Genomic DNA, 21938 nt, shown 5'->3' with positions numbered 1-21938 from the left:
TAGTCAAAATAAACTACATGATTGGTGGAAGTGCGAATTTGTCGGTAATTATTTGCCCCGGCCAACGGTTCTAGGGTAGGTAGATTTGGTACAGTGAATGCCAGAGGGAATTTATTCTGCCTGTGACCCAAAATTCCTGGCGATCGCCCCCAATTCCTGCTTCCTCCCCACCTTGTTGGCAACTACCATGGTCCACTCCTCCAGCCTTTCAGGGACAGCGAACAATCACCACGGTCAAGAAAATAACCAGGAAAGTTCCCCGAATGTCCCCGACTGGGCCACGGTATGTCAACAGTTGCTCTACCGGGCTCTCCCCTGCACCTCAGTGCAAACTCAGCCGGAATGGGTTGTGAAAAAAGCCGGTCGCATTCCCCGTTCCCTTAAGGTTATTGCCAGCGGATCTACCGGCGGCCACAACGCCCCGGCTAGCTATGGCCCCCTGGAATTTTTGGACAGTTTATTAACTCCCATCGCCGAGGGAGGGGAAAAAAGCCGTTACCTGGCGATCGTGGGGGAAGCGGGATCTGGGAAAACAATTTTTTTGCAACATTTTGCCCAGGGGCTCTGGCAACGCCACCAAGAAGGCCAGGCCCATTGCTTACCCATCTGGCTTAACCCCTCTCGTTTTAAACACCGGAGCATCAAAGACTATCTATTTGGTCCTTGGTTACAAGAAGCCATGGCCCTCGAAGAAGAAATTCCCCCGGCAACTTGGCGGGATAGTTTACTGCTGGGACTCCAGACGGGGCAGTTTTGGTTAGTGTTAGACGGCATTGATTACACCTTTACCGACCCAAGCCAGATGTCCGGGGCCCAAGGCAGCCTTACCTGGCTCAAGGATAGTTTGGCGGAAGTGCCCACCACTCCGGTGCTGTTGAGTTGTCGTCCGGACACCAGGCGCAACGATCCCCGGGGACTGGCCGGTTTTACCCGTTATCAAATCGAGCCACTGGTCTATCCTGATAACGTGGAAATCGCCATTGAAGATTATTTCAGCGCCGATCGCCCGGGTCAACCGGAAAACCCCGGTAAGCCCAATGCCCTAGCCAATGCTTTGAAAGAGGCCCTGGCCAATCCCTCGGTGAGGTATTTACGTCCCTATCTCCTCCGTCCCCGGCGCTTAATGCTGTGCTGTCGCTTTTGGGCAGATCAACCGAGGGACTTTCCCGTCAGCAGTGGAGCTCTGTATAACAAATTAGTTAAGGCTTTTTATCTGTGGCAGAGTGAATGGGCCCCTACCAAACCAGGACAGCAGGATGAGTTGGCCCAGCTTTTGGGTCAATTAGCTAAACAAATGCTGGGGGAAAACCGAGCTGACCATCGGCCCCTGGCCCCGGTGGAAGTGGAAAAAATTTTTGGCAAAGATTCCCCCCTGTTGCGTTCGGCTTTGCAATTGGGCTGGTTAATTCCCAAGACTGCTGTGCGCAAAGGCGTTTGGGAAAGGGGCTATGGCTTTGCCGACGACACTTTTCGGGATTATTTTGCCGCCCTGGCGATCGCCGATTGGCACTTTTTCCTAGATATTTATCGGCATCAGTATCGTATTTTCGATCCAGAGTGGCAGAGGGTATTGGCCTTTTGGTGGGGAAGGGAAGATATCAGCTTAGTCAATAAACAAGCCTTTCTCCAGGCAATGTTGGAGTTTGACGACCGTTGTAGCCCGGAAAATTTTTACGGACTCAGGGCTTTGGAGTGTGCGGCCCTGGCCCTAAGGGAATGTCCCGACCTTGCCCAGGCCGATGAAATTGTGGCCAGATTATTAGCCCAGGGATTGCCGCCCATGGCAGGTAATGGGGGTCAACAAAAATGGGTGACGGCGCTTTTGACTGAAACCCACCGCGCGCCAGTGCTCCAAGCCCTGCTCAAAATTCTACAAACCACCGAAGATGACCGGATATATGGTCAATGCTGCCAATGGCTGGGACAGTGGGGGCAGGGATTTCCCCAGGCGATCGAAGTTTTAGAGCAACAGTTAGCCCTCCATGAACAATCTAGTTTGCGCTTTGCCATTGCCTCCGCACTGATTTTAATTGATCCCAATAGTTCCCCCGGGGTAGCTACTTTCTTGGCGGCATTGCGCCCTGGCCAAAAAGATTACAGCCTAGCCCTCCAGACCTTAGCCCATTGTGCCGTGGGCAACTTGCCGGTGATTAAAGCTCTGCTGGATTTTCTTTCTCCCAAATTATCGGTTCTGCACCATCGTCAGGTGTTGCAATGTTTGGAAGTGGTGGGCAAAAACCACAGCCTGGTCATTGCCGGCCTGCTGCAAAAACTAAGGCTTTATCCCCCTGGGGCTTTTCTCTGCCAGACAGCCGAAAGTCTAGAAAAAATTGACCCCGGCAACCCCACTGCTCTGGTCGTTCTCCAAAGGCATATCCAAGCAGATCAACCCCTACCGTTGCGAAAACAAGCCATCTATAGTCTGGGGGAAGTGGAAGTGCCGTCGCCCACCGTCGTAGCTGGCTTAGCTGACCTATTGATGGCGGAGGAGGATGTTTTTGTCCGTTGGTTAATTGTCAGTAGTCTGGCCAAAATTGGCCAGGGAGACCCCTCGGCGATCGCCACCCTAACTACCCTAGTGGAAAAAGCCGTGGCCCAACCCCGCACGGAAGAAGGGGACTGGTTGCTCAATGAAACTATCCAAGCTCTGCTAAAAGTCGATCCCCAGAACGTCGGCATTTTGTCTTCCCTGGTATATTTGTTGGAAAACACCGAAACCAGCGAGCATCTCCAAACTTGGGCCGAAATTTTAGGCCGCATTGATCCAGGTAATCCCATCGCCATTAATACTCTCCTACGTCTATTGCGTAACAAGGAGGATCCCTATGGCCAACGACAGGCCGCCGCCAGTCTAGCCACCATTGATCCAGGTAACCTTTCTGCCCTCATGGCCCTGATCAATCTCCTGCAAAATGGCGACAACGAAAGTATCCGCCTAGCGGCCGCCCAAGATTTAGCCCTGGTGGGAAAAAATAATCCTGCTGTGTTGGCGGCCCTAATCCGTGTGGTTGGCACCGATACTGAGGCAGAAATACTCCGGGGTGTGGTGAAAACCTTGGCCCAAATCGGCTCTAACAATCGGGAAGTGACCCAAGCCCTGGTGGGATTACTGCTGGAAAATCCTGAAGATCGGGTCCGTCAGGATGGAACCCAGGCTTTGATCAAAATTGTGCCCCGTAAGTTATTACCCACGGTGGTTTATCAGTTGCGGGAGCTATGTGCCCGGCCCCAAGGGGAAAACTTGGCAGACCATTGGCAAATTTTTTGGTACTGTGCCCGACAAATGACCTATGCTGACTTTTATCAAGCATGGCATCAAACTCCCCTGGCGGTGTCCGGCACCAGTATTCCTGGGAAAAGTTCTAAACAAAGATCCTTTTTCCGATACTCCCTGGCCCAAACTTTACAGGGGGAAAGTGATCCCCTCAATGGTTGTCGGATAATTTGGATTGATACTAGTCAATTTTTGAACTTGGATAATCCCAGTGTGGATATCTACGACCAAATGCTTGACCAAGATTGTCCTGAATTTGACGGAGCTATCCCTGATAATTTATCTAAACTGCGGTTCTACTGGCATCAACTACAACGGAAGCAAGGTCATCCCCTTCTGCTGTTGTTCGAACAGTTGAGTCCCTCCCCCCTAGACCTGGAACAACTTTGGCAGCAGTTGGGCACTTTCCATGGCCCGATCGCCATTTTGGGGGTGACGCCGGCCCCGAAAACTGTGGTGTTGCCCTATTTTCAGTTGCGGGAATCCCAAACTACGGCGGCGGACATTGTCGCTTGGTTGCAAAATTGTCTCACCTCCCCTTGAATTACTAAAATCATCACACTTTGGCTATGACCTATTGTTTGGGTTTAATTAATCGTTTTGGCATGGTCATGGGGGCAGATTCCCGCACTAATGCGGGGGTAGATTATACTTCCGCCTATAAGAAATTATTTGATTATTCTCTCCCTGGCGATCGAATTTTAATTCTTTGCACCTCCGGCAACCTAGCCATTACCCAGGCGGTGCTCCATCAGATTGACCGAGATATCCAGCGGGATGACGGGGACCATCTCCACAACATTGCCACTATGCACGAAGTGGCCACTTACATCGGCGGTAAGGTGCGGGAAATGCAGGAAAAAGACCGACCATGGCTAGAAAAAGATGGCATTGATTTTCAGTGCAATTTCCTCTTGGGAGGGCAAATTAAGGGGGAACCGCACCAGGAATTGTACTTGATTTATCCCCAGGGTAATTTCATCCAAGCCACCAAGGAGACTCCCTTCCTACAAATTGGCGAAACTAAGTATGGCAAGCCGTTGCTGGACCGCACCATCACCTATGACACCCCCCTGGAAGCCATGGCCAAATGCGCCTTGCTTTCCATTGACTCCACTATGAAGTCAAATATTTCCGTTGGGCCCCCCATTAATCTGACCATGGTGGAGGCCAATCATTTTTCCGTGCGCCATACACTACAACTACGCTTGGGAGATCCCTACCTGGCTAAAATGCGTAGCCTGTGGGAATCCTATGTACGTCAAGCTTTCGAGTCCATGCCCAATGTGGAATGGGAAGCCAGCCAAAGCGATTCCGGGGAAGATGTCTTGATTGATTGAACTACAACAGTGTTACAATGCCCGACTCTAGATTGTAGTAAGCGCCCATAATCAATAACCTTTCTTCAGCTATCAATTGACTTAGCACCGGGGATTGTATGAGTACTGCCATTTGGTGTTCAACGTTGGCTTTCGTGGCCATGACCACACTGGCGGCATTACTGCTGTCATCGGTAACAGAGCCGATATCAATTTTTTTGATCACACTGCCAATTTGTCCCGGTAAATCTCCCCCATCCATGGCGGCTTTCACAGCCCCACAACCTTGGTGTCCCAAAACCATCAACACCTTTGCTCCCAAAACTAGGGTGCCAAATTCCAAGCTTCCCACCTCCTGAGGGGTTGCGACGTTGCCGGCAATGCGACAGATGAACAAATCCCCTAAACCCTGATCAAAGATAATCTCCGGCGGTACTCGGGAATCGGCACAACTAAGGATAGCGGCAAAGGGATTTTGACCTTGGGCCACTTCCGCAAGACGATAGAGGTCTTGGTTGGCCTTAACCCTTTTTTGTGCGGCAAAACGTCCATTGCCCTCCATCAATTCCGTTAAAAGTTGCTGGGGCGTTTGGTTAGCAGACTGGGCCTGGGCAGCCGGGTTACCAGCCATTTGATTGCCCAGTATGGTGGCCATCAAGCTAGTGCCGAGGAAAGCTCCGCCATATTGGATTAACTGACGGCGATCAATAGTAGGGATTTTAGCCATGGGGTAATTTAGCTGAGTATCAGGAAGAACAACTAAAAAAACTGAGGTATTTTGAGTTAGGGCAAATTTTTCAATTTTCCCCATCATAGTCAGAAAAATTCCCTGGGGGCACTAAGTGGGAAAATGACAAGGTGGACTATCGTCTCATATTCCTAGGGCTGTATTCCTTTGTCTTTGATGCAAAATCTCACCGCAACACTGCTTGTTTCCTGTCCTGACCAACCGGGCATTGTGGCCCAAATTGCCCAGTTTATTTATCAAAACCAGGGCAATATTATCCATGCCGACCAGCACACGGACTTCTCCAGTGGACTTTTTTTAAATCGGGTGGAGTGGCAGTTGGACAATTTTCGCCTATCCCGTCCGGAGTTGTTATCCGCTTGGTCCCAATTGGCTGAGCAACTCCAAGCTACTTGGCAAATTCATTTTTCTGACCAGTTGCCCCGGTTAGCCCTCTGGGTGTCCAAGCAAGACCATTGTCTGCTCGATATTCTCTGGCGTTGGCGATCGGGAGAGTTGCGTTGTGAAATTCCCCTCATTATTAGTAATCATCCTGACCTCAAATCCATTGCTGACCAATTTGGCATTGATTTCCATTGTTTACCCATTACGAAAGAGAATAAATTAGCTCAGGAAACGGCCGAATTGGCTTTGTTGAAACAGTACCAAATTGATCTAGTGGTGTTAGCAAAATATCTACAAATTTTAACCACGGATTTTGTGGTTCAATTTCCCAACATTATTAATATTCACCACTCTTTTTTACCGGCTTTTCCCGGCGCTAATCCCTACCATCGTGCCCATGAGCGGGGCGTAAAAATCATTGGAGCCACCGCCCACTATGCCACCGCCCAATTGGATGAGGGTCCAATTATCGAGCAGGATGTGGTCAGGGTTAGTCACCGGGATAATGTGGACGATTTAATTCGTAAGGGAAGAGATTTAGAAAGGGTGGTGCTGGCTAGGGCCGTGCGTTTACATTTGCAACATCGAATTCTTGTTTATGATAACCGCACTGTGGTGTTTGCTTAATTTTAGTGACATTCAGATCAAAAGCTAAGATTTATTTTAGTGTTTTAATATTTATTAACTTATTTTTATTCCGTATATTTAAATCAAACTTCAATGCGTAAACTTTACTTTTTATTACCGGGATTAGGGGGTAAATTCGTCTGTGGCGGCCTATGGGCAGAATTAAAAACCATCAAGCTGGTACAAGAAATTTGTCCTGCCACCATTGTTACCTATAAACAGCGGGAACCAAACACGCTTTTTTTAGATGATATTTTGTCTCAGGGAGATTTAGGTCAAGTAATTTTTGTGATTAGTTGGGGCTTTGATATTCCCAAATTAGCAAAAAAATTGCAGGGTTATCGGGTAATTTACCACGCCCACAGTACCGGCTACGGCTTTGATTTACCGACAGCTTTGCCCATCGTTTGCATTAGCCGCAACACCATGGGTTATTGGGGACAACGATCGCCCCATTCTTTACTGTATTATTTACCCAATCATATTTCCGAAGATTTCAGTGATTTAGGCCTAGTCCGGGACATTGATGTGTTGGTGCAAGCTCGTAAATCATCCCACTATTTATTAAAACAATTAATTCCGGCTTTACAGAGTCAATGTAACGTAAAAGTAATTGACAGTTACGTAGAAGATTTAACGGGAATATTTAACCGGGCTAAAGTTTATCTTTACGATTCAGCAGAATATTGGGCGCAACAGGGAGTAAGTGAAGGTTTTGGCCTGCAACCCATGGAAGCCATGGCCTGTGGCTGTCATGTTTTTTCTAGTGTCAATGGGGGGCTCTCCGATTATCTAGACCCTGGATTTAACTGCGAAAAAATTGCTGGTTACGCTCTGGACTACGACTGTCAAAGAATTCTAGGTGTGGTAAAAGGTTCTAGGCAATGGCGCAGGGTAGACCCCAATTTGTTGGCAGAGTATCGTCGGGAAAATATTTTAGAACGGTTAAGGGTGATTTTATTAGATATTAACGAATTTTTTGATTATCATCCCAGTTTTAGTCAAACCATTGAACCTTTAACCCAAAGAAGAATTGCTTGGCTAAAGTTTAAAAGTTTACTGACAAAAGTAAAAAATAAGTTTAAGTCAAGCTAAAACTTGATCGTAATCATTTTGTTAATTCCCTATGACTAATATTCCTTACCGAGAAAATTTACAACGACTTTGTGAGCAAGCTGGTTATGCTTCTCTGTCTAAACTATCAGAAACGGCAGACATTTCCACTTGGTATCTCTACCGTTTAGAGCGGGGTTTGATAGCACAAATTCCCCTGGGCGTTATGGTCAAATTGGCGATCGCCTTGGGTTTAACCCTAGAAGAGTTGTGGCAAGAATTGGGTGGAGGAAACGAATTAGGAAAAATAGAACAAGATCAAGCGGTGATCGAGGAAAACCAACAACTACAGCAGACCATTAAGGCATTGCAAGGGGAATATACCAGACTGCAACGGCAATTGACCTATCAATCCCAGCAATTGGAAAGTCAATGGCAACAAAAAGCTCTAGAAATTCTTGAGCCTTGGTTACTGCAATGGCCCACTGCCGCCGCCGCCGCCCAACAAAATCCCCAATGGCCAGCCCAAAAGCTTTTACCCCTCACTAAACCCATCGCGACCCTACTTCAACAATGGCAAGTGGAGGTGATCGCCACTGTGGGGGAAATGGTGCCCTACGATCCCCAATACCATGAATTTATCGGTCCAGGGCCACGGCCAGACGTTGGGACCATGGTGATGGTGCGTTACGTGGGTTACCGACGCAGCGAAGCTTTACTGTATCGGGCTAAGGTCGGCTATGCAGGGGATGCCTGAGGGGTTGACATTGCGATGGCAGGATCGGCTGTGCGGCGAGGAATTTCCACCGTTAAAAAATCCCTAGCCAAACGGGTATTGGGAAAAATAGCTTGGGCTTCCGCCAGTAGATTTTCCAGTTGCAGGGGATTGCCGGGGGCATAGCGGGGGCTGAAATGGGTCATGATTAACTGCTTGACATTGGCCAACAAAGCTACCTGGGCTGCCATGGTGGAAGTGGAATGGAGCCGGTCAAAGGCTAGCTGGGCATCCTGATGGGCAAAAGTGGCTTCATGTACCAGCAAATCTGCTTCCTGGGCCAAGGCGATCGCCTCTTCACAAAAGACCGTATCAGTACAGTAAACAAATTTCCGGCCCGGTTCCGGTGGTTCACAGAGGTCCTGACCTCGAATTCGGCGACCATCTTCCAGGGTGACGGTTTTTCCCTGTTTTAACTGGCCGTAAATAGGACCAAAGGGAATGCCCAAAGCTTCCGCTTGCTCCACATTGAAACGCCCTGGCCGTTGCTTTTCCTCCACTCGATACCCATAGGCCGGAATGCGATGTTTTAGTAAACCGCAGTGGACTTGAAAATCCTTATCTTCGTAAATTAGCCCATTTTCTCGGACAGTGTGAACTTTGAGGCGTTTGCCCAGGTGGGTACTAGAAAAACGGCAACAGGCTTCTAAATAATCCCCCAAGCCCTCTGGGCCATAAATTTCAATACCTTGACCGGAGCCAGCTAAACCGGAGCTAGCCAATAAACCCATCAGCCCAAAAATGTGGTCGCCGTGGAGATGGGTAATGAAAATGCGGGTCAATTGGGAAATTTTGACTTCACTGCGCAAAAACTGGTGTTGGGTGCCTTCTCCGCAATCAAATAACCACAATTCCGCCCTTTGGGGTAAACGGAGGGCAATGCTGGAAACATTGCGGTTACGGGTGGGAACGCCGGAGCTGGTACCAAGAAAAGTAATTTCCACAGAAAAAGTGCTTACAAAAAAAATTTGGGGCTAAGAACCATTCTAGGCGGTGCTATACCACTCCCCATTAAAAGCTAGCCGCCTCCCACAATGGTAACTACCTCCAGGCGATCGCCGTTTTGCAATTGGGTTTCCGGCCAAAATTGTCGATGGAGAATTTCACCGTTGTATTCCACCGCAATTAAGCGGAGGTTAAACCCTTGATTTTGCAAAAAATCCGGCAATGTAACTGGACTAGAAGCGATTTGGCGATCGCCGTTGACGAGGAGGGTAATGGGGTCAGAAGTCATTAAAAATTGAGTTAAAAACTAATCACTAATCGTCAAAAGGAAAAGGGCCGTTGACTACTTCGTGCCAGGGCAAACCCATTTCCCCCAATTTGGCGAGGAACGGATCGGGGTCCATTTCTTCCACATTGAATACCCCTGCTTGCTTCCATTTGCCCTGTACCATCATCAGTCCCCCCAACGCGGCGGGCACTCCGGTGGTGTAGGAAATGGCCTGGGAGCCTACTTCGGCAAAACAGACAGCATGGTCGCAGTTATTGTAGATGTAATAGGTTTTGGCTTGACCATCTTTAACGCCCTTGATGTAGCAACCAATGGAGGTTTGCCCCGAATAATTTTCCGCCAAGGAAGCGGGTTCCGGTAACACAGCCTTGAGAAATTGTAGGGGGACAATTTTTTGCCCCTGGTATTCCACTTCATCAATGCGGGTCATACCCACCGCCTCCAGCACCCGCAGATGGTTAATGTAAGCTTCCGAAAAGGTCATCCAAAAGCGGGCCCGTTTCAGGGTAGGAATATTTTTCACCAGGGATTCCAATTCCTCGTGGTAGAGCAAATAGGAAGGGCGATCGCCAATGTGGGGATAGTTAATATCCCGGTGAACGGAAAGGGGATCAATTTCCTGCCAAACCCCATCTTCGTGGTAACGGCCCTTTTGGGTAATTTCGCGAATATTAATCTCTGGGTTGAAATTGGTGGCAAAGGCCTGACCATGGTTCCCCGCATTACAATCCACAATGTCTAGGTAATGGATCTCATCAAAATGGTGCTTGAGGGCATAGGCAGTAAAAACTCCCGTTACCCCTGGGTCAAAGCCACAACCCAACAGAGCCATTAACCCGGCATCCTTAAACTTGTCTTGGTAAGCCCACTGCCAACTATATTCAAACTTGGCCACGTCGGGAGGCTCGTAATTAGCGGTGTCGAGGTAATCCACCCCCGCTTCTAAGCAAGCATCCATCAACACCAAGTCCTGGTAGGGCAAAGCCACGTTAATGAGCAAGTCGGCCCCAAAGTCCTGTAGGAGTTTGACCGTGTCACTAACCTGAAAAGCATCCAGGGCAGCAGTTTTAACCTTGGGGGAACCAATGTGAGCCGCAATTTGATCACATTTGGCCACCGTGCGACTAGCCAGAAGAATGTCTGTAAAGTCCTCTAAAGCCGCGCATTTGTGGGCCACCACACTGCCCACGCCCCCAGCTCCCACAATCATTACTTTAGCCATTGTTAAACCCTCCAGTGCCCCAAAAGCTGTCCCCCAAATATTAGCTTAAAACGCGAGAAGCCCCGCGCCATAAACCTGTCTTAGGGTCACCAGTTAAACGAATTCATTTTCCTGTAAATAATCGGCGATCGCCTTGGTGATTTCCGTTGGGTTAGCCAGATGGGGAAAATGCCCCGGAGTATCAATCCAATAAAGTTCACTATTTTTCATAATCCTGTAAAGATAAGCCCCCACTGTGGGCGGCACAAAAATGTCCTCCTGGGGTTGCACGATTAAGGTCGGGATCTCCACCTGGGCCACCTCCCGACGGTAATCGGACATGATGATGAGACTAAATACCACCAAGCCAATGTCAGGACGCAGTTGCAAAAGACAATGGGAAAATTCTTCCACCAATTCTGGCTTGTTGGGATCATTAACCGCCGCCGGGGCATAGGTGCGAATCCACTCGGCATAGTTATGGCTCATTTCATTGAGAATTGTGGCGATTTTTTCTTGGCTAAAACCGCCTTTATAATCCCCATCATCCCGATAGCGGGGGGAACCACAAATGAAAACCATGCCCTTAAACAAATTCGGATCCCGCAAACTGGCTAGCACCCCAATCATGCAACTAGCAGAGTGGGCAATTAGAATTCCCTGACGCACCCCTGCCAAATGGGCGATCTCCATCAAATCATCGGCATAATCCTTGAGGGAATTGTAATTTTGAATATCAAAATCTTTGCTATTAGCGGGTTTACTGCCAGGAAAGTCAAATAAAACAATGCGATAATTTTCTTCAAAGGCCGGATAGATAGAGCGCCAAGCGTTTTGTTCACTCCCAAACCCATGGGCAAAAACTAAGGTTTCTTGGGAATTAACATTACCTAAAACTTGGATGTTGTATTTTTCCATGGCTTTCTGCTTGAGTTTGCCGGCCCATCGCCTCTAACTTCCCTATTTTATCGGTCATTTCTATGGAACTTTACCTTATTCGTCACGGCATTGCCCAGGAACAGTCCCCGGATATCCCCGACGGCGATCGCCAGTTGACTAAAAAAGGTAAGGACAAAACCCAGCGAGTGGCCCAACGCCTCCAGGCGATCGGAGTGGAATTTGACCTCATTCTCACTAGTCCTTTAGTACGAGCTCAACAAACAGCACAGATTCTCATGGACCAGGGGCTTGCACCCCAATTGGAAACCTTTTCCTCCCTCGCCCCCGGGGAAGACATTCCCCAAGGCATCAATGATTTAAAAGAAGAATATCGCCACCGCAGTCACCGTTGCCTTGCCCTAGTGGGTCATCAGCCGGATTTGGCCAACTGGGCTGAATATCTCACTTTTGGTAGCCCCCAAGGCAAATTAATTGTTAAGAAAGCTGGCATTATTGGTTTAACGTTGCCTTCCTGGGACTGTCCACCGGGTGAAGGGCAACTGTTTTTGCTCACTCCCCCCCGTTGGCTGGTCTAGATCTAGCCCACAATTGATCGAATGATCGAAGCTCGTCGGACCAGTACTGGGCTCAATCCAGGGGTGAAGGTAAATTTCCAGAATTCCTTCAGATTCCCTAATATGGATATGGGGACAGGCTGGCCCGGGCCGGCGCAATTTTTTGTTAATCCAAATCTCTAAGCAACAACAGTAGTGGCATTGTCCGTTATAGGTGAATTATATGATGACTGATAACGAAGTGTTTAAAGAAGGCCTAGCCGGAGTCCCCGCCGCTAAATCGAGGGTGAGCCATGTGGATGGCACCGACGGTATTTTGGAGTACCGGGGCATTCGCATCGAAGAATTAGCCAAATCCAGTAGTTTTATCGAAGTAGCCTATCTGCTCATCTGGGGTAAATTGCCCACCCAGGCAGAGATCGAAGAGTTTGAGTACGAAATTCGCACCCATCGACGCATTAAGTACCACATCCGGGACATGATGAAATGTTTTCCCGAAACAGGGCACCCCATGGATGCCTTGCAAACTTCAGCGGCGGCCTTGGGATTGTTCTATGCTCGACGGGCCTTGGATGACCCCAAATATATCCGGGCGGCGGTGGTGCGTCTGTTAGCCAAAATCCCCACCATGGTGGCAGCTTTCCACATGATCCGGGAGGGTAACGATCCCATTCAGCCCAATGATAAATTGGATTACGCTTCCAACTTCCTTTACATGCTGACGGAGAAGGAGCCAGACCCCTTTGCCGCCAAAGTGTTTGATGTGTGTTTGACCCTCCATGCTGAGCACACCATGAATGCGTCCACCTTTTCGGCCCGGGTAACGGCTTCTACTCTCACGGATCCCTATGCAGTGGTTGCCTCGGCGGTGGGGACTTTGGCGGGGCCGCTCCACGGGGGAGCCAACGAAGAAGTGCTAAATATGCTTGAAGAAATTGGCTCAGTGGAAAATGTCCGCCCCTACGTGGAAAAATGCCTGGCCAACAAACAGCGCATCATGGGCTTTGGCCACCGAGTTTATAAAGTCAAAGACCCCCGGGCAATTATTTTGCAGGATTTGGCTGAACAGTTATTTGCCAAAATGGGCCACGACGAATATTACGAAATCGCAGTGGAGTTGGAAAAAGTAGTGGAAGAATACGTGGGTCAAAAGGGCATTTACCCCAATGTGGACTTCTATTCCGGTTTGGTTTACCGCAAGCTAGACATCCCCGCCGATCTGTTTACGCCCCTATTTGCGATCGCCAGGGTGGCGGGTTGGTTGGCCCACTGGAAGGAACAATTATCAGTCAATAAAATTTACCGTCCTACCCAAATTTACATCGGTGACCATAATTTATCTTATGTTCCCATGACAGAACGGGTAGTTTCCGTGGCCCGCAATGAAGACCCCAATGCGATTATTTAAACTGAGCTTAATCGTGTTGATCTAAATCGGCTCAATTCCAGCTCCCTTGCTGGGGTTGGCATGCTCTGTCTGACTAGCCTTAGCCATTTTTTGCTGTTGTTTACCCCAGGGATGTTTTGATTATGCGACTAACCCAGCGAGTTAGCCAAGTTGTGCCTTCCATCACCCTTGAAATTACGGCAAAGGCCAAGGCAATGCGGACTGAGGGCATTGATGTGCTTAGCTTTACCGCTGGGGAACCGGATTTTACCACTCCCCCCCACATTGTGGAGGCGGCCAAATTAGCCTTGGATGAAGGGAAGACCCGCTATGGCCCCGCCGCCGGAGAACCGGCCCTCCGTCAGGCGATCGCCAAAAAGTTACGGGAAAAGAATAATTTGCCCTACGAGGCGGCCAATATTTTGGTGACCAATGGGGGTAAACATTCCCTGTTTAACCTAATGCTAGCCATGATTGAGCAGGGGGATGAGGTAATTATTCCCGCCCCCTATTGGCTCAGTTATCCAGAAATGGTGCGTTTAGCCGAAGGAACCCCAGTTATTGTCAACACCACAGCGGCCACGGATTACAAAATCACCCCAGAGCAACTACGGCAGGCCATTACCTCCAAAAGTAAGCTGTTTGTGCTGAATTCTCCTTCCAATCCCACCGGGGCAGTTTACACTCCTGCCGAAATTAGGGCTTTGGCGGCGGTGATTTTGGAATATGAGGATTTATACGTAGTTTCCGATGAGATTTATGAGCGCATTCTCTACGATGGCACAGAGCACCTCAGCATTGGTGCGGTGAACGACGAGATTTTCCAACGCACCATCATTAGTAACGGTTTTGCCAAAAGTTATTCCATGACCGGTTGGCGGGTGGGTTACCTGGCGGGGGAATTACCCTTAATCCAAGCCTGTAGCACCATCCAGGGCCATAGCACCTCCAACGTTTGTACCTTTGCCCAGTACGGGGCGATCGCCGCTCTGGAAAATCCCCAAACCTGTGTGGAGACCATGGTCAAAGCCTTCACAGAAAGACGACAGGTGATAGTGGAAGGCATCAATCAAATTGCAGGGCTGAGTTGTCCTAATCCGAAAGGAGCATTTTATGTTTTTGTGGACATTGCTAAAACGGGGCTTAATTCCCTGGAGTTCAGTGCCCGATTATTAGAATCCCACCAGGTGGCGGTGATTCCTGGAGCGGCGTTTGGAGCCGATGACTGTGTGCGTTTTTCCTACGCTACCGATATGGACACCATTAAACAGGGTTTGGCCGAGTTAGAGCGGTTTGTCAGCACTTTGGCTTGAGCAACCGTCCAACCCGTTGAGAGGAGTCAGTTTTACTCCCTGTAGGTAACGTTTAATTCGGTCATGGCTCACGCCATCGAGATGCTTGGCAAGGTTTGTTAGGGTGTAGTTAGTTGGACTGCTCAGTAAATACTGACAGTAATCTAAACGAGTGAAAAAAGTCATCCTACCACCTTAACCTCATCTATCTTGCGTAAGTCCTGTGGGGGTTTTAATCGGGATTATGCGTGATATAGCAAAAGCTGGGGGTGAGGTTATATTTTTACCGTCATATTCACCGGACTTGAACAAAATTGAGAAGTTCTGGGCGAAACTAAAACGTTATGTTTCCCAACTTGTTAGTAATGGAGAATCGCTGATTTCTGGATTTGATGTAGCGTTGAGAAAATTGTCCTAACTATCTCGCTCTTTGCTGTACTGCTTGCAAGGCCAAAGTGGCATTGAATTCGGCGCTATACTGTCTTTTCTTTTGGCTCATAAACTTTCCTCGGTTGCGGTTTTTAGTTTAGAGCTTTCTCCCCTGTCCGCTTTTTTGGGGCCACCTCAACCCGCCAGACCCGGATACCTTGTTGAGGAATATAAACCGCCAGAGTTGTACGGTCAGCGCTCAGAGCCGAGGGGCCAAGGGGAAATCGGAGATCACTCTTTGCCCTTTCCTCTGTTGGTTGTAAATCCAGCTTTTGCCGAGCCTCTCCCGTTTGTGGATCCCACACCTGGAAAGCACCATCGCTACCCACAAAAATTCCCTGTTCCGTCCAATACAAAACTTCAGCCCGGTCAGCCTTGGCAATGGTCTTGACTTGCTTTGGCGATCGCCAATCCCAAACGGAAAGGGGGGCACCTTGACCCAGAGCAACGGCCAATTGTTCTCCATCCGGGGAAAATGCCAGGGACAAAACCCCCGCTGGCTGGTTACTGGTTAGGGCTGTAACTTGTTTCTGGTTGCCTATATCCCAAATTTCAATGCGATCGCTATAAAGTCCGGGGGGAAAAGCCACTAAACGACCATCAGGACTAATTGCAATGGGCACACTGAATCGTTCCGTGGGGGCCAGATCGGCATTAATGGTTTGCAATAATTTCCCGGTGTCTAAGTCCCAAACCTTGATGTTATGGGGTTCTGGCTCATTTGCCCAGGCATCCACCGACGCCAACGTTACCAGCTTATTATCGGCGATCGGATAGGCTAATTCTCCTCCTTCTAAGCGCATTTGCACTGCACCGTTGGTTAAATCCCGCACCTGCACTTGCTGAACAGCCGCAGTGATTAACTGTTGGCCATCCTTGCTAAATTCTAGAGATGAAAGAATATCTTTTAGGGTTACTGAGCTATTGGGCTTGGTCTTAAAGGAATATAAAACCTTTTTGCGGGGCAAATCCCAAATTTCAACCTTGTCTTCCCCATATCGCACCGTTACCACCGCCAGTTGTTGACCGTTATCACTGAGGGCAAGGTCTTTAGGCCCACTTTCATAACCCTTCAGTTCACCTACCACCGGAAAAGGATCATTTCCGGTCGGTTTTTCCATGACCAATGCCGGGGGAGCCAGGCCAACATAAAGGACAACAGTGGCAAAAAAGTAGGTTAACAGTAAAACAATGCCAATTAACTTTTCCCGCTTAATTTGAGAAAACTGCTTAGTTCCCAGGGTTGCACCGATAACGGCCCCAGCAATGGAACCGAGGGGAGCTAAAAACACAAACATCATCAAAAACCACAGCCCCGAATAGGGGCCACCAACAAGGGAAGCTGGATTCGCTTCGATGGGTAATAGGCCGATGAGTACCATACCAATGAAGGAGCCAAATATGGCCGGTTTGATTAACCATCCCCTGGGGTTGGGAGAATCTGATAAATCCGATAAATTTTTTCCCCGCCAAATTAGAGTAGCGATCCAGCCCACCACTGACCCCACAACACTGGCAATTACAAAACTAACCAGGGTCATGCGTAAGAGTTTAGGTAAAACCAATGTCATGAATGTGTCTAGGTTCAGATAACTCATCGCTTTTATCCCAATAAGAAATGGCCGTGGCAAAAGACTAGGCTAACTTTGTCCATATCCTGACAAACTCAGCCATAAAAACAGATACAGTTCTCTGAGCTTGTCTAGTTTTTCAACAATATGGTAGTGCCATTTATACACTCCCGTGCCGACCAATGGCAATGGTAAAATAGTGAATTTAAATTAAGAAAATGATGATTTCTTTAGTTTCTGTTCAAATTACATTAGCAACCCAATGTTTGTTATTAAGATATACACTTAACTCAGAATAATCATCTGCTTACAATCACTCATTGGAGGTCGGAATTAAATGTCATCTTTTAATCAGATAACTACCATTTTCAGTCGAAAAGTTCAGATTGGACAACTTACGGTGCCAGTGGCAATAGCTTTTTATCTTTTAGTCTTTTCTGCTACTGTCTGCATTTTAAATTACAAATATTTGCAAGAATATAATCAATTGATGGAATATATTAAAAAATATTACCCGGACATTTATGAGGAAATACGTCAGAAACCAGACGTTGGCAATATGGCCTATTCAAAGGGATATAAACGCCTAAAACCATTGATTAAACTTTCCAACAGTATGGATTCATTCGATGATCCAAAATTAAACAAACTCGTATCTCAGTTTATCAAGTTCGACAGAAATTTTATGATTTTTAGTTCAGTTTTAATAGCTATTACTATGATTATTGGCTTAGCCGTGGGCATCCTTTATTTAAATTAGGCCATCAATTGTTTAAAATGGAAGAGATAACGAGGGAAATTAGCTCCACAACTTTACAAATTGCATGGTTTACATGCTCCCCATGGCTAGAGCTGGGGGCTTTTCAAGCACGCTCTTACGGTGATTTTTCGTTAAAGTTGATTGGAAAAACTAAACTCCCCCAGCTAACTTTCCCCATTATTACGGTCGGGTTGTTTTTGCAGAATTAACTGAACCATCAACAAAATTAAGCCGATCGCCACAAAGGCAAAAATAAAGGTGCCCATGGAAGCTAATCCCAGCACCAAAGTTCTCACCGCCGAAGCAATGCGCTGGACAATGGGCTTATCAGACAACACCGGCTTACTGGCAAAACTAACGGCGATCGCCGAAGTCAAAAGATATAAACCCCAAGCTAAGGTCGCGGAAATGCCGGAACCGACCAAACATCGTAGGGGCGTAGGAGGAACAGGTTCTTTTTTTTCTGGTTTGGGGGAATCTTCGCTCATATTTGGGAAAATTTGACGAGGGTTTGGGCCGAACAAATGGATAGCTGAAAATAATCGTAATTTCGCTAGCTAGTTTCCCTATTGTACTACTGACGCTGCTGTCCACCGCAAAATCCACTAGAATTTGGCATAGGTACTTTTCCCTTCCCCACCATGGCCATTTTCTCCCCCGTCAACGCCGTTACCGATATTATTCCCCAGCTCGAAAAAATTGTTGGCCAGGATGGAGTAATTAAACGCAAAGACGAGCTATTCACCTACGAATGCGACGGTTTAACGGGTTATCGACAACGGCCGGCCCTGGTGGTTTTGCCCCGCACAACGGAACAGGTAGCCACAATAGTGAAACTTTGTCACGATCGCCAAATTCCTTGGATTGCCAGGGGGGCTGGCACAGGGTTATCGGGGGGAGCCTTGCCGGGGGCCGATAGCCTATTGATTGTCACCACTCGCATGCGGCAAATTTTGGCAGTAGATTACGACAACCAGACCATTGTTGTCCAGCCGGGGGTGGTGAATAACTGGGTTACCCAAACCGTTAGTGGGGCTGGCTTTTACTATGCCCCTGATCCTTCCAGTCAGATTGTCTGCTCCATTGGCGGTAATATTGCGGAAAATTCCGGTGGAGTTCATTGTTTGAAATATGGCACCACCACCAACCATGTGCTGGGCTTGAAACTGGTTATTCCCGATGGCTCCATTGTGGAAGTAGGGGGGCAAGTCCCCGAAACGCCGGGCTACGATTTAACCGGTTTATTTGTTGGTTCCGAAGGAACCCTAGGCATCGCCACAGAAATCACCCTAAAAATTCTCAAAACCCCAGAATCTATCTGTGTCGTATTGGCGGATTTTCTTTCTCTCGAAGCCACCGCCCAATCCGTGGCCGATATCATTGCGGCGGGCATCGTCCCAGCGGGCATGGAAATTATGGACAATTTCAGCATCAATGCGGTGGAAGACGTGGTGGCCACCAATTGTTACCCCAGGGATGCGGCGGCCATTTTGTTAGTGGAACTGGACGGTCTGCCCATCGAAGTGGAATTAAACCAAGCCAAAGTAGAAGAAATTTGCCGCAACAATGGAGCCCGCAACACGGCGATCGCCTACGACCAAGAAACCCGCCTAAAAATGTGGAAAGGAAGAAAAGCGGCCTTTGCGGCGGCGGGTAAACTAAGCCCCAGTTACTTTGTCCAAGATGGTGTGGTACCCCGGACTCAATTGGTACAGATTTTAAGCGACATTAATGATTTAAGTAAGAAATATGGCTTTGCCATTGCCAATGTTTTCCATGCCGGAGACGGTAATTTACATCCCCTAATTTTGTATGATCAAAAAGTACCAGGAGCCTGGGAAAAAGTGGAAGAATTGGGGGGAGAAATCCTTAAACGCTGTGTGGAATTGGGGGGAAGTTTATCCGGAGAACACGGCATTGGCATTGATAAAAATTGCTTTATGCCCAATATGTTCAACGAAGTAGATTTAGAAACAATGCAATGGGTCAGACAATGTTTTAATCCTGATAACTTAGCTAATCCTGGTAAGCTTTTTCCTACCCCCCGCAGTTGTGGAGAAGTGGCCAATGCCCAACGGCTTAACCTAGGCCAGGACAAGAAAATGGAGGAAATTTATTGACCCTAAAACAAAAAACTGACAATAATCTCCCATGGCTCCAAAAAGTCTGAGAAAGTCAACAAATGGTTAAAAATGGCTAAATGGGAAGGTTAATTAACTTTTAGAGCAAATAGGATTTGGATAAATTCAGATAATCGTTCCACATTGTTAAACCAGCGTTAAAAAAGCATCGATGCAACAAGAACCAGCAAATCAAAATCTCAGGGCCATAGGATGGATCGGCGCTTTCATGTTGGCAGTTTGTGGCATCCCCCAGGCCTACGAATGTTGGCTGAATGGCAATGCTAACGGTTTGTCTCCCTTGTTTTTAGGATCGTGGTTTATCGGGGAAGTCCTTACGCTGGTGTTTGTTCTTTATGAGCAGGCAAGAACTGATGCTAATATGTGGCCCCTTTTATTTAACTACGCCATTAATATCTTGACTATTTTTGTGATGATTTATTACAAAGTATTTCCTGTTATTTAAAACCAGAAAGTTTTTGTTAACCAATTAACCTGTACCTTTGGCGATCGCCTACGATCAAAAAACTGCAGTTGTAGAGATGTTACCAATGCCTAGCGAAATGATTTGCTCAATAAGCAAACAATCATTCAGGAAAAACTCACTAGCAAGGTTAAATAATTACAGCAAATTTTGTGGGTAAAATAAAAACAGTTGACATTCCTCAATTGTTAACTCATATCTAGAACGCTTGCGAAAATTTTCCTGCAAATAACCTCTCCCCCGTTCTTCAGTCCATCCCAAGCGCCTCATTTCCTTTAATATTAATTCCAATTCTGGACATAACTCAATCACACCGGCAATTAATCGGTAGCACTGGCGACTACCACCAAGAAAAAGCCCCGTCAACTCCGGAGTAAGAAAGGGAAGACAGAATGATCCCATAGCGCAGTGTCAAAAAAAGCAAATAAGCTGACCCTCTCCCATCTATCCACAGAGTCGATTACTTGTTATTCTCACTGTAGAGGCCACGCAATCAACTCCGTGCCAACCTACAATGACCCAAAGCTATGGAGATACCACGATTGAAACAAGCTTGACTGGAGCAGGGATATCCCCCGGCAAAGTCAGGTCGAAGGATATTGGCGAATTAATTGCAGCGACAGAAGAAATAATCAGCACTTACGTTCATGATAAGCATTCCGAGATCCGTACCAATGACATCATAGTCGGTCTGAAAAACGTTAAAGGTGATGGCTATATCCTGGAGTATGAGCCTAGTCTACCCGAAATCACGGTTCCTGCCTTTGAAGCCGTTTCCCATTGCATAGAGACCCGCAAGCTCGAAATTCTTCCCTCAAAAACCGTTGAAAGCATTGCCAAGATTCGTCAACTCTCTAAGAAAGGAGGATTTAATACGGAATTTTATGCCGTCAATGGGAGTCGTAAATATCTAACCTCAATCAATCAAACATTAGAAATTCCTGCATCTATTACAATGCAAGGGGAAACCACACTCTACGGAGAAATCATTCGAGTCGGCGGCAGTGAACCCAAAGTTGCGATCAAAATGATGTCCGGTAAAATACTCTACTGTGATGCTAAAAAGGCGATCGTTCGTCAAGCTGGGCAAAGATTGTATGAGATTGTTGGCATCAGGGGGAACGCCGAATGGAGAATGAATGACATGGAAATCCAGTCTTTTCAAATCATCGAGTTCACGGACTACCAAGACTCCCCAATAACAGAGACCTTTAATCATCTTAAACAGAGTATCAGCGATGCTTTCTCCCACATCGATGACCCAGTCTCCTACTTTGCCGAAAGCCAAAATGGAGATTAATGCACTGAAATGAGTATTATTTGTCTTGATACAAATATTGTCGTGTGGGGCATTCAAAGGCAATCATCCTCCGACCGTCAAGAAAACATCCCAAAGGCAGAAGCTCTAATGAATCAGCTGGAAGCCAACCGCAACCATATCATTATACCGGCTCCCGTTTTTGCCGAGTTACTGATGGGATGCAATCCTCAAGACAACCCAAGAGTCATGGAAGAGATTTCTCGAAGGACCAAAATAGTACCATTTGACGTTCCAGCGAGTATTGAATACGGCAAAATCCATATCAATAAGTGGGGGCTGAGGGAAGAATTAGGCATCCAGCGGGAAAAGATGAAAATTGACATGATGGTCTTAGCTGTTGCCCTAGCCCAGAAAGCATCATGCATCTACTCGGAAGACGATGACATACACAAGTTGGGCAAGGAAATCATCGAGGTCCGCAGAATGCCCAGCATAGCCCTTCAGGGAAATCTCCTTGATGCCCAAAATACCTAAGCCGGCTTCCAATAGCCCTCTAACGCCCCGT

At 47.5% G+C, this 21938-nt stretch carries 22 protein-coding genes and 1 pseudogene; 14 read left to right on the top strand and 9 right to left on the bottom strand.

Going from position 1 to position 21938, the window contains the following annotated elements:
• Nucleotides 1-97: 97 nt before the first annotated feature.
• Nucleotides 98-3817 (top strand): HEAT repeat domain-containing protein, encoded by a 3720-nt coding sequence (locus tag SYNPCCP_RS12020; protein WP_010873499.1) that lies wholly within the window; start codon nt 98-100, stop codon nt 3815-3817.
• A 26-nt stretch (nt 3818-3843) separates the two neighbouring features.
• On the top strand, nt 3844-4614 hold the full coding sequence (locus SYNPCCP_RS12015; RefSeq protein ID WP_010873498.1) for a hypothetical protein: 771 nt from the start codon (nt 3844-3846) through the stop codon (nt 4612-4614).
• A 1-nt stretch (nt 4615) separates the two neighbouring features.
• Here SYNPCCP_RS12015 and SYNPCCP_RS12010 read toward each other — a convergent pair whose 3' ends face one another.
• On the bottom strand, nt 4616-5320 hold the full coding sequence (locus tag SYNPCCP_RS12010; protein ID WP_041426032.1) for a carbonic anhydrase: 705 nt from the start codon (nt 5318-5320) through the stop codon (nt 4616-4618).
• Between the two features lie 177 nt (nt 5321-5497).
• Between SYNPCCP_RS12010 and purU the strand changes: the two genes are divergently transcribed.
• The 3 genes from purU to SYNPCCP_RS11995 all read left to right on the top strand — a co-directional run bounded on the left by purU (nt 5498) and on the right by SYNPCCP_RS11995 (nt 8162).
• Nucleotides 5498-6352, top strand: a complete 855-nt coding sequence (gene purU, locus SYNPCCP_RS12005; protein ID WP_010873496.1) for a formyltetrahydrofolate deformylase — start codon at nt 5498-5500, stop codon at nt 6350-6352.
• Nucleotides 6353-6445: 93 nt separating this feature from the next.
• Nucleotides 6446-7447, top strand: a complete 1002-nt coding sequence (locus tag SYNPCCP_RS12000; RefSeq protein WP_010873495.1) for a glycosyltransferase — start codon at nt 6446-6448, stop codon at nt 7445-7447.
• A 31-nt stretch (nt 7448-7478) separates the two neighbouring features.
• A complete protein-coding gene (locus SYNPCCP_RS11995) occupies nt 7479-8162 on the top strand; it encodes a helix-turn-helix domain-containing protein (RefSeq protein WP_010873494.1) in 684 nt (227 codons plus the stop codon).
• On the opposite strand, the gene SYNPCCP_RS11990 is transcribed toward SYNPCCP_RS11995, so the two are convergent.
• The 4 genes from SYNPCCP_RS11990 to SYNPCCP_RS11975 form a co-directional block, all read right to left on the bottom strand.
• A complete protein-coding gene (locus SYNPCCP_RS11990) occupies nt 8144-9124 on the bottom strand; it encodes a ribonuclease Z (RefSeq protein WP_010873493.1) in 981 nt (326 codons plus the stop codon). The genes SYNPCCP_RS11995 and SYNPCCP_RS11990 overlap by 19 nt on opposite strands.
• 74 nt (nt 9125-9198) lie before the next feature.
• Nucleotides 9199-9414: a sulfur carrier protein ThiS gene (thiS, locus tag SYNPCCP_RS11985; RefSeq protein ID WP_010873492.1), complete on the bottom strand. Its 216-nt coding sequence runs from the start codon at nt 9412-9414 to the stop codon at nt 9199-9201.
• Between the two features lie 25 nt (nt 9415-9439).
• Nucleotides 9440-10636, bottom strand: a complete 1197-nt coding sequence (locus tag SYNPCCP_RS11980) for a saccharopine dehydrogenase family protein (RefSeq protein WP_010873491.1) — start codon at nt 10634-10636, stop codon at nt 9440-9442.
• Between the two features lie 93 nt (nt 10637-10729).
• Entirely contained in the window at nt 10730-11533 is an 804-nt protein-coding gene (locus SYNPCCP_RS11975; protein ID WP_010873490.1) for an alpha/beta fold hydrolase, read from the bottom strand.
• Between the two features lie 62 nt (nt 11534-11595).
• Between SYNPCCP_RS11975 and sixA the strand changes: the two genes are divergently transcribed.
• From sixA to SYNPCCP_RS11960, 3 genes are all read left to right on the top strand, one after another.
• Nucleotides 11596-12090: a phosphohistidine phosphatase SixA gene (gene sixA / locus SYNPCCP_RS11970; RefSeq protein ID WP_010873489.1), complete on the top strand. Its 495-nt coding sequence runs from the start codon at nt 11596-11598 to the stop codon at nt 12088-12090.
• A gap of 193 nt (nt 12091-12283) precedes the next feature.
• A complete protein-coding gene (locus SYNPCCP_RS11965; protein ID WP_010873488.1) occupies nt 12284-13477 on the top strand; it encodes a citrate synthase in 1194 nt (397 codons plus the stop codon).
• Between the two features lie 122 nt (nt 13478-13599).
• Entirely contained in the window at nt 13600-14769 is a 1170-nt protein-coding gene (locus SYNPCCP_RS11960) for a pyridoxal phosphate-dependent aminotransferase (protein WP_010873487.1), read from the top strand.
• Between the two features lie 42 nt (nt 14770-14811).
• On the opposite strand, the pseudogene SYNPCCP_RS17155 reads toward SYNPCCP_RS11960, so the two are convergent.
• Nucleotides 14812-14934, bottom strand: a pseudogene (locus SYNPCCP_RS17155) (transposase); the annotation flags it as partial.
• Between the two features lie 58 nt (nt 14935-14992).
• Here SYNPCCP_RS17155 and SYNPCCP_RS17885 point away from each other — a divergent pair.
• Complete coding sequence (locus SYNPCCP_RS17885) at nt 14993-15166, top strand: transposase (RefSeq protein ID WP_020862148.1); 174 nt, start codon at nt 14993-14995, stop codon at nt 15164-15166.
• A gap of 103 nt (nt 15167-15269) precedes the next feature.
• On the opposite strand, the gene SYNPCCP_RS11955 is transcribed toward SYNPCCP_RS17885, so the two are convergent.
• Complete coding sequence (locus SYNPCCP_RS11955; RefSeq protein ID WP_231848036.1) at nt 15270-16748, bottom strand: WD40 repeat domain-containing protein; 1479 nt, start codon at nt 16746-16748, stop codon at nt 15270-15272.
• A 337-nt stretch (nt 16749-17085) separates the two neighbouring features.
• Between SYNPCCP_RS11955 and SYNPCCP_RS11950 the strand changes: the two genes are divergently transcribed.
• Entirely contained in the window at nt 17086-17508 is a 423-nt protein-coding gene (locus tag SYNPCCP_RS11950; protein WP_010873484.1) for a hypothetical protein, read from the top strand.
• A 164-nt stretch (nt 17509-17672) separates the two neighbouring features.
• On the opposite strand, the gene SYNPCCP_RS11945 is transcribed toward SYNPCCP_RS11950, so the two are convergent.
• Complete coding sequence (locus SYNPCCP_RS11945) at nt 17673-17996, bottom strand: DUF3082 domain-containing protein (protein ID WP_010873483.1); 324 nt, start codon at nt 17994-17996, stop codon at nt 17673-17675.
• Between the two features lie 153 nt (nt 17997-18149).
• On the opposite strand from SYNPCCP_RS11945, the gene glcD reads away from it, so the two are divergent.
• Both glcD and SYNPCCP_RS11935 read left to right on the top strand, forming a co-directional pair.
• The gene (gene glcD, locus SYNPCCP_RS11940; RefSeq protein WP_010873482.1) at nt 18150-19628 is read left to right on the top strand and encodes a glycolate oxidase subunit GlcD; all 1479 of its coding nucleotides are present in this window, start codon (nt 18150-18152) and stop codon (nt 19626-19628) included.
• A gap of 172 nt (nt 19629-19800) precedes the next feature.
• Nucleotides 19801-20094, top strand: coding sequence for a PQ-loop repeat-containing protein (locus tag SYNPCCP_RS11935; protein WP_041425837.1), 294 nt, complete (start codon nt 19801-19803; stop codon nt 20092-20094).
• Between the two features lie 156 nt (nt 20095-20250).
• Here the strand turns inward: SYNPCCP_RS11935 and SYNPCCP_RS11930 are convergent, their stop codons facing one another.
• Nucleotides 20251-20514, bottom strand: coding sequence for a hypothetical protein (locus SYNPCCP_RS11930; protein ID WP_041425836.1), 264 nt, complete (start codon nt 20512-20514; stop codon nt 20251-20253).
• A gap of 112 nt (nt 20515-20626) precedes the next feature.
• On the opposite strand from SYNPCCP_RS11930, the gene SYNPCCP_RS11925 reads away from it, so the two are divergent.
• Both SYNPCCP_RS11925 and SYNPCCP_RS11920 read left to right on the top strand, forming a co-directional pair.
• On the top strand, nt 20627-21412 hold the full coding sequence (locus SYNPCCP_RS11925) for a hypothetical protein (protein WP_010873481.1): 786 nt from the start codon (nt 20627-20629) through the stop codon (nt 21410-21412).
• Between the two features lie 9 nt (nt 21413-21421).
• Entirely contained in the window at nt 21422-21907 is a 486-nt protein-coding gene (locus SYNPCCP_RS11920) for a PIN domain-containing protein (RefSeq protein ID WP_010873480.1), read from the top strand.
• Nucleotides 21908-21938: the final 31 nt, after the last annotated feature.

The sequence above is a fragment of the Synechocystis sp. PCC 6803 substr. PCC-P genome (assembly GCF_000284455.1).
In the GTDB taxonomy this organism is placed as follows: Bacteria; Cyanobacteriota; Cyanobacteriia; order Cyanobacteriales; family Microcystaceae; genus Synechocystis.
Note: the sequence above shows the minus strand (reverse complement) of the source record. Positions and strands in the feature narration are given on the sequence as shown.

What these genes read in the sequence shown, in the direction of transcription:
- SYNPCCP_RS12020 (WP_010873499.1), top strand. Translation starts at nt 98, where the DNA reads ATGCCAGAGGGAATTTATTCTGCCTGTGACCCAAAATTCCTGGCGATC.
- SYNPCCP_RS12015 (WP_010873498.1), top strand. Translation starts at nt 3,844, where the DNA reads ATGACCTATTGTTTGGGTTTAATTAATCGTTTTGGCATGGTCATGGGG.
- SYNPCCP_RS12010 (WP_041426032.1), bottom strand. Translation starts at nt 5,320, where the DNA reads ATGGCTAAAATCCCTACTATTGATCGCCGTCAGTTAATCCAATATGGC.
- purU (WP_010873496.1), top strand. Translation starts at nt 5,498, where the DNA reads ATGCAAAATCTCACCGCAACACTGCTTGTTTCCTGTCCTGACCAACCG.
- SYNPCCP_RS12000 (WP_010873495.1), top strand. Translation starts at nt 6,446, where the DNA reads ATGCGTAAACTTTACTTTTTATTACCGGGATTAGGGGGTAAATTCGTC.
- SYNPCCP_RS11995 (WP_010873494.1), top strand. Translation starts at nt 7,479, where the DNA reads ATGACTAATATTCCTTACCGAGAAAATTTACAACGACTTTGTGAGCAA.
- thiS (WP_010873492.1), bottom strand. Translation starts at nt 9,414, where the DNA reads ATGACTTCTGACCCCATTACCCTCCTCGTCAACGGCGATCGCCAAATC.
- SYNPCCP_RS11980 (WP_010873491.1), bottom strand. Translation starts at nt 10,636, where the DNA reads ATGGCTAAAGTAATGATTGTGGGAGCTGGGGGCGTGGGCAGTGTGGTG.
- SYNPCCP_RS11975 (WP_010873490.1), bottom strand. Translation starts at nt 11,533, where the DNA reads ATGGAAAAATACAACATCCAAGTTTTAGGTAATGTTAATTCCCAAGAA.
- sixA (WP_010873489.1), top strand. Translation starts at nt 11,596, where the DNA reads ATGGAACTTTACCTTATTCGTCACGGCATTGCCCAGGAACAGTCCCCG.
- SYNPCCP_RS11960 (WP_010873487.1), top strand. Translation starts at nt 13,600, where the DNA reads ATGCGACTAACCCAGCGAGTTAGCCAAGTTGTGCCTTCCATCACCCTT.
- SYNPCCP_RS17885 (WP_020862148.1), top strand. Translation starts at nt 14,993, where the DNA reads ATGCGTGATATAGCAAAAGCTGGGGGTGAGGTTATATTTTTACCGTCA.
- SYNPCCP_RS11955 (WP_231848036.1), bottom strand. Translation starts at nt 16,748, where the DNA reads ATGACATTGGTTTTACCTAAACTCTTACGCATGACCCTGGTTAGTTTT.
- SYNPCCP_RS11950 (WP_010873484.1), top strand. Translation starts at nt 17,086, where the DNA reads ATGTCATCTTTTAATCAGATAACTACCATTTTCAGTCGAAAAGTTCAG.
- SYNPCCP_RS11945 (WP_010873483.1), bottom strand. Translation starts at nt 17,996, where the DNA reads ATGAGCGAAGATTCCCCCAAACCAGAAAAAAAAGAACCTGTTCCTCCT.
- glcD (WP_010873482.1), top strand. Translation starts at nt 18,150, where the DNA reads ATGGCCATTTTCTCCCCCGTCAACGCCGTTACCGATATTATTCCCCAG.
- SYNPCCP_RS11935 (WP_041425837.1), top strand. Translation starts at nt 19,801, where the DNA reads ATGCAACAAGAACCAGCAAATCAAAATCTCAGGGCCATAGGATGGATC.
- SYNPCCP_RS11930 (WP_041425836.1), bottom strand. Translation starts at nt 20,514, where the DNA reads ATGGGATCATTCTGTCTTCCCTTTCTTACTCCGGAGTTGACGGGGCTT.
- SYNPCCP_RS11925 (WP_010873481.1), top strand. Translation starts at nt 20,627, where the DNA reads ATGACCCAAAGCTATGGAGATACCACGATTGAAACAAGCTTGACTGGA.
- SYNPCCP_RS11920 (WP_010873480.1), top strand. Translation starts at nt 21,422, where the DNA reads ATGAGTATTATTTGTCTTGATACAAATATTGTCGTGTGGGGCATTCAA.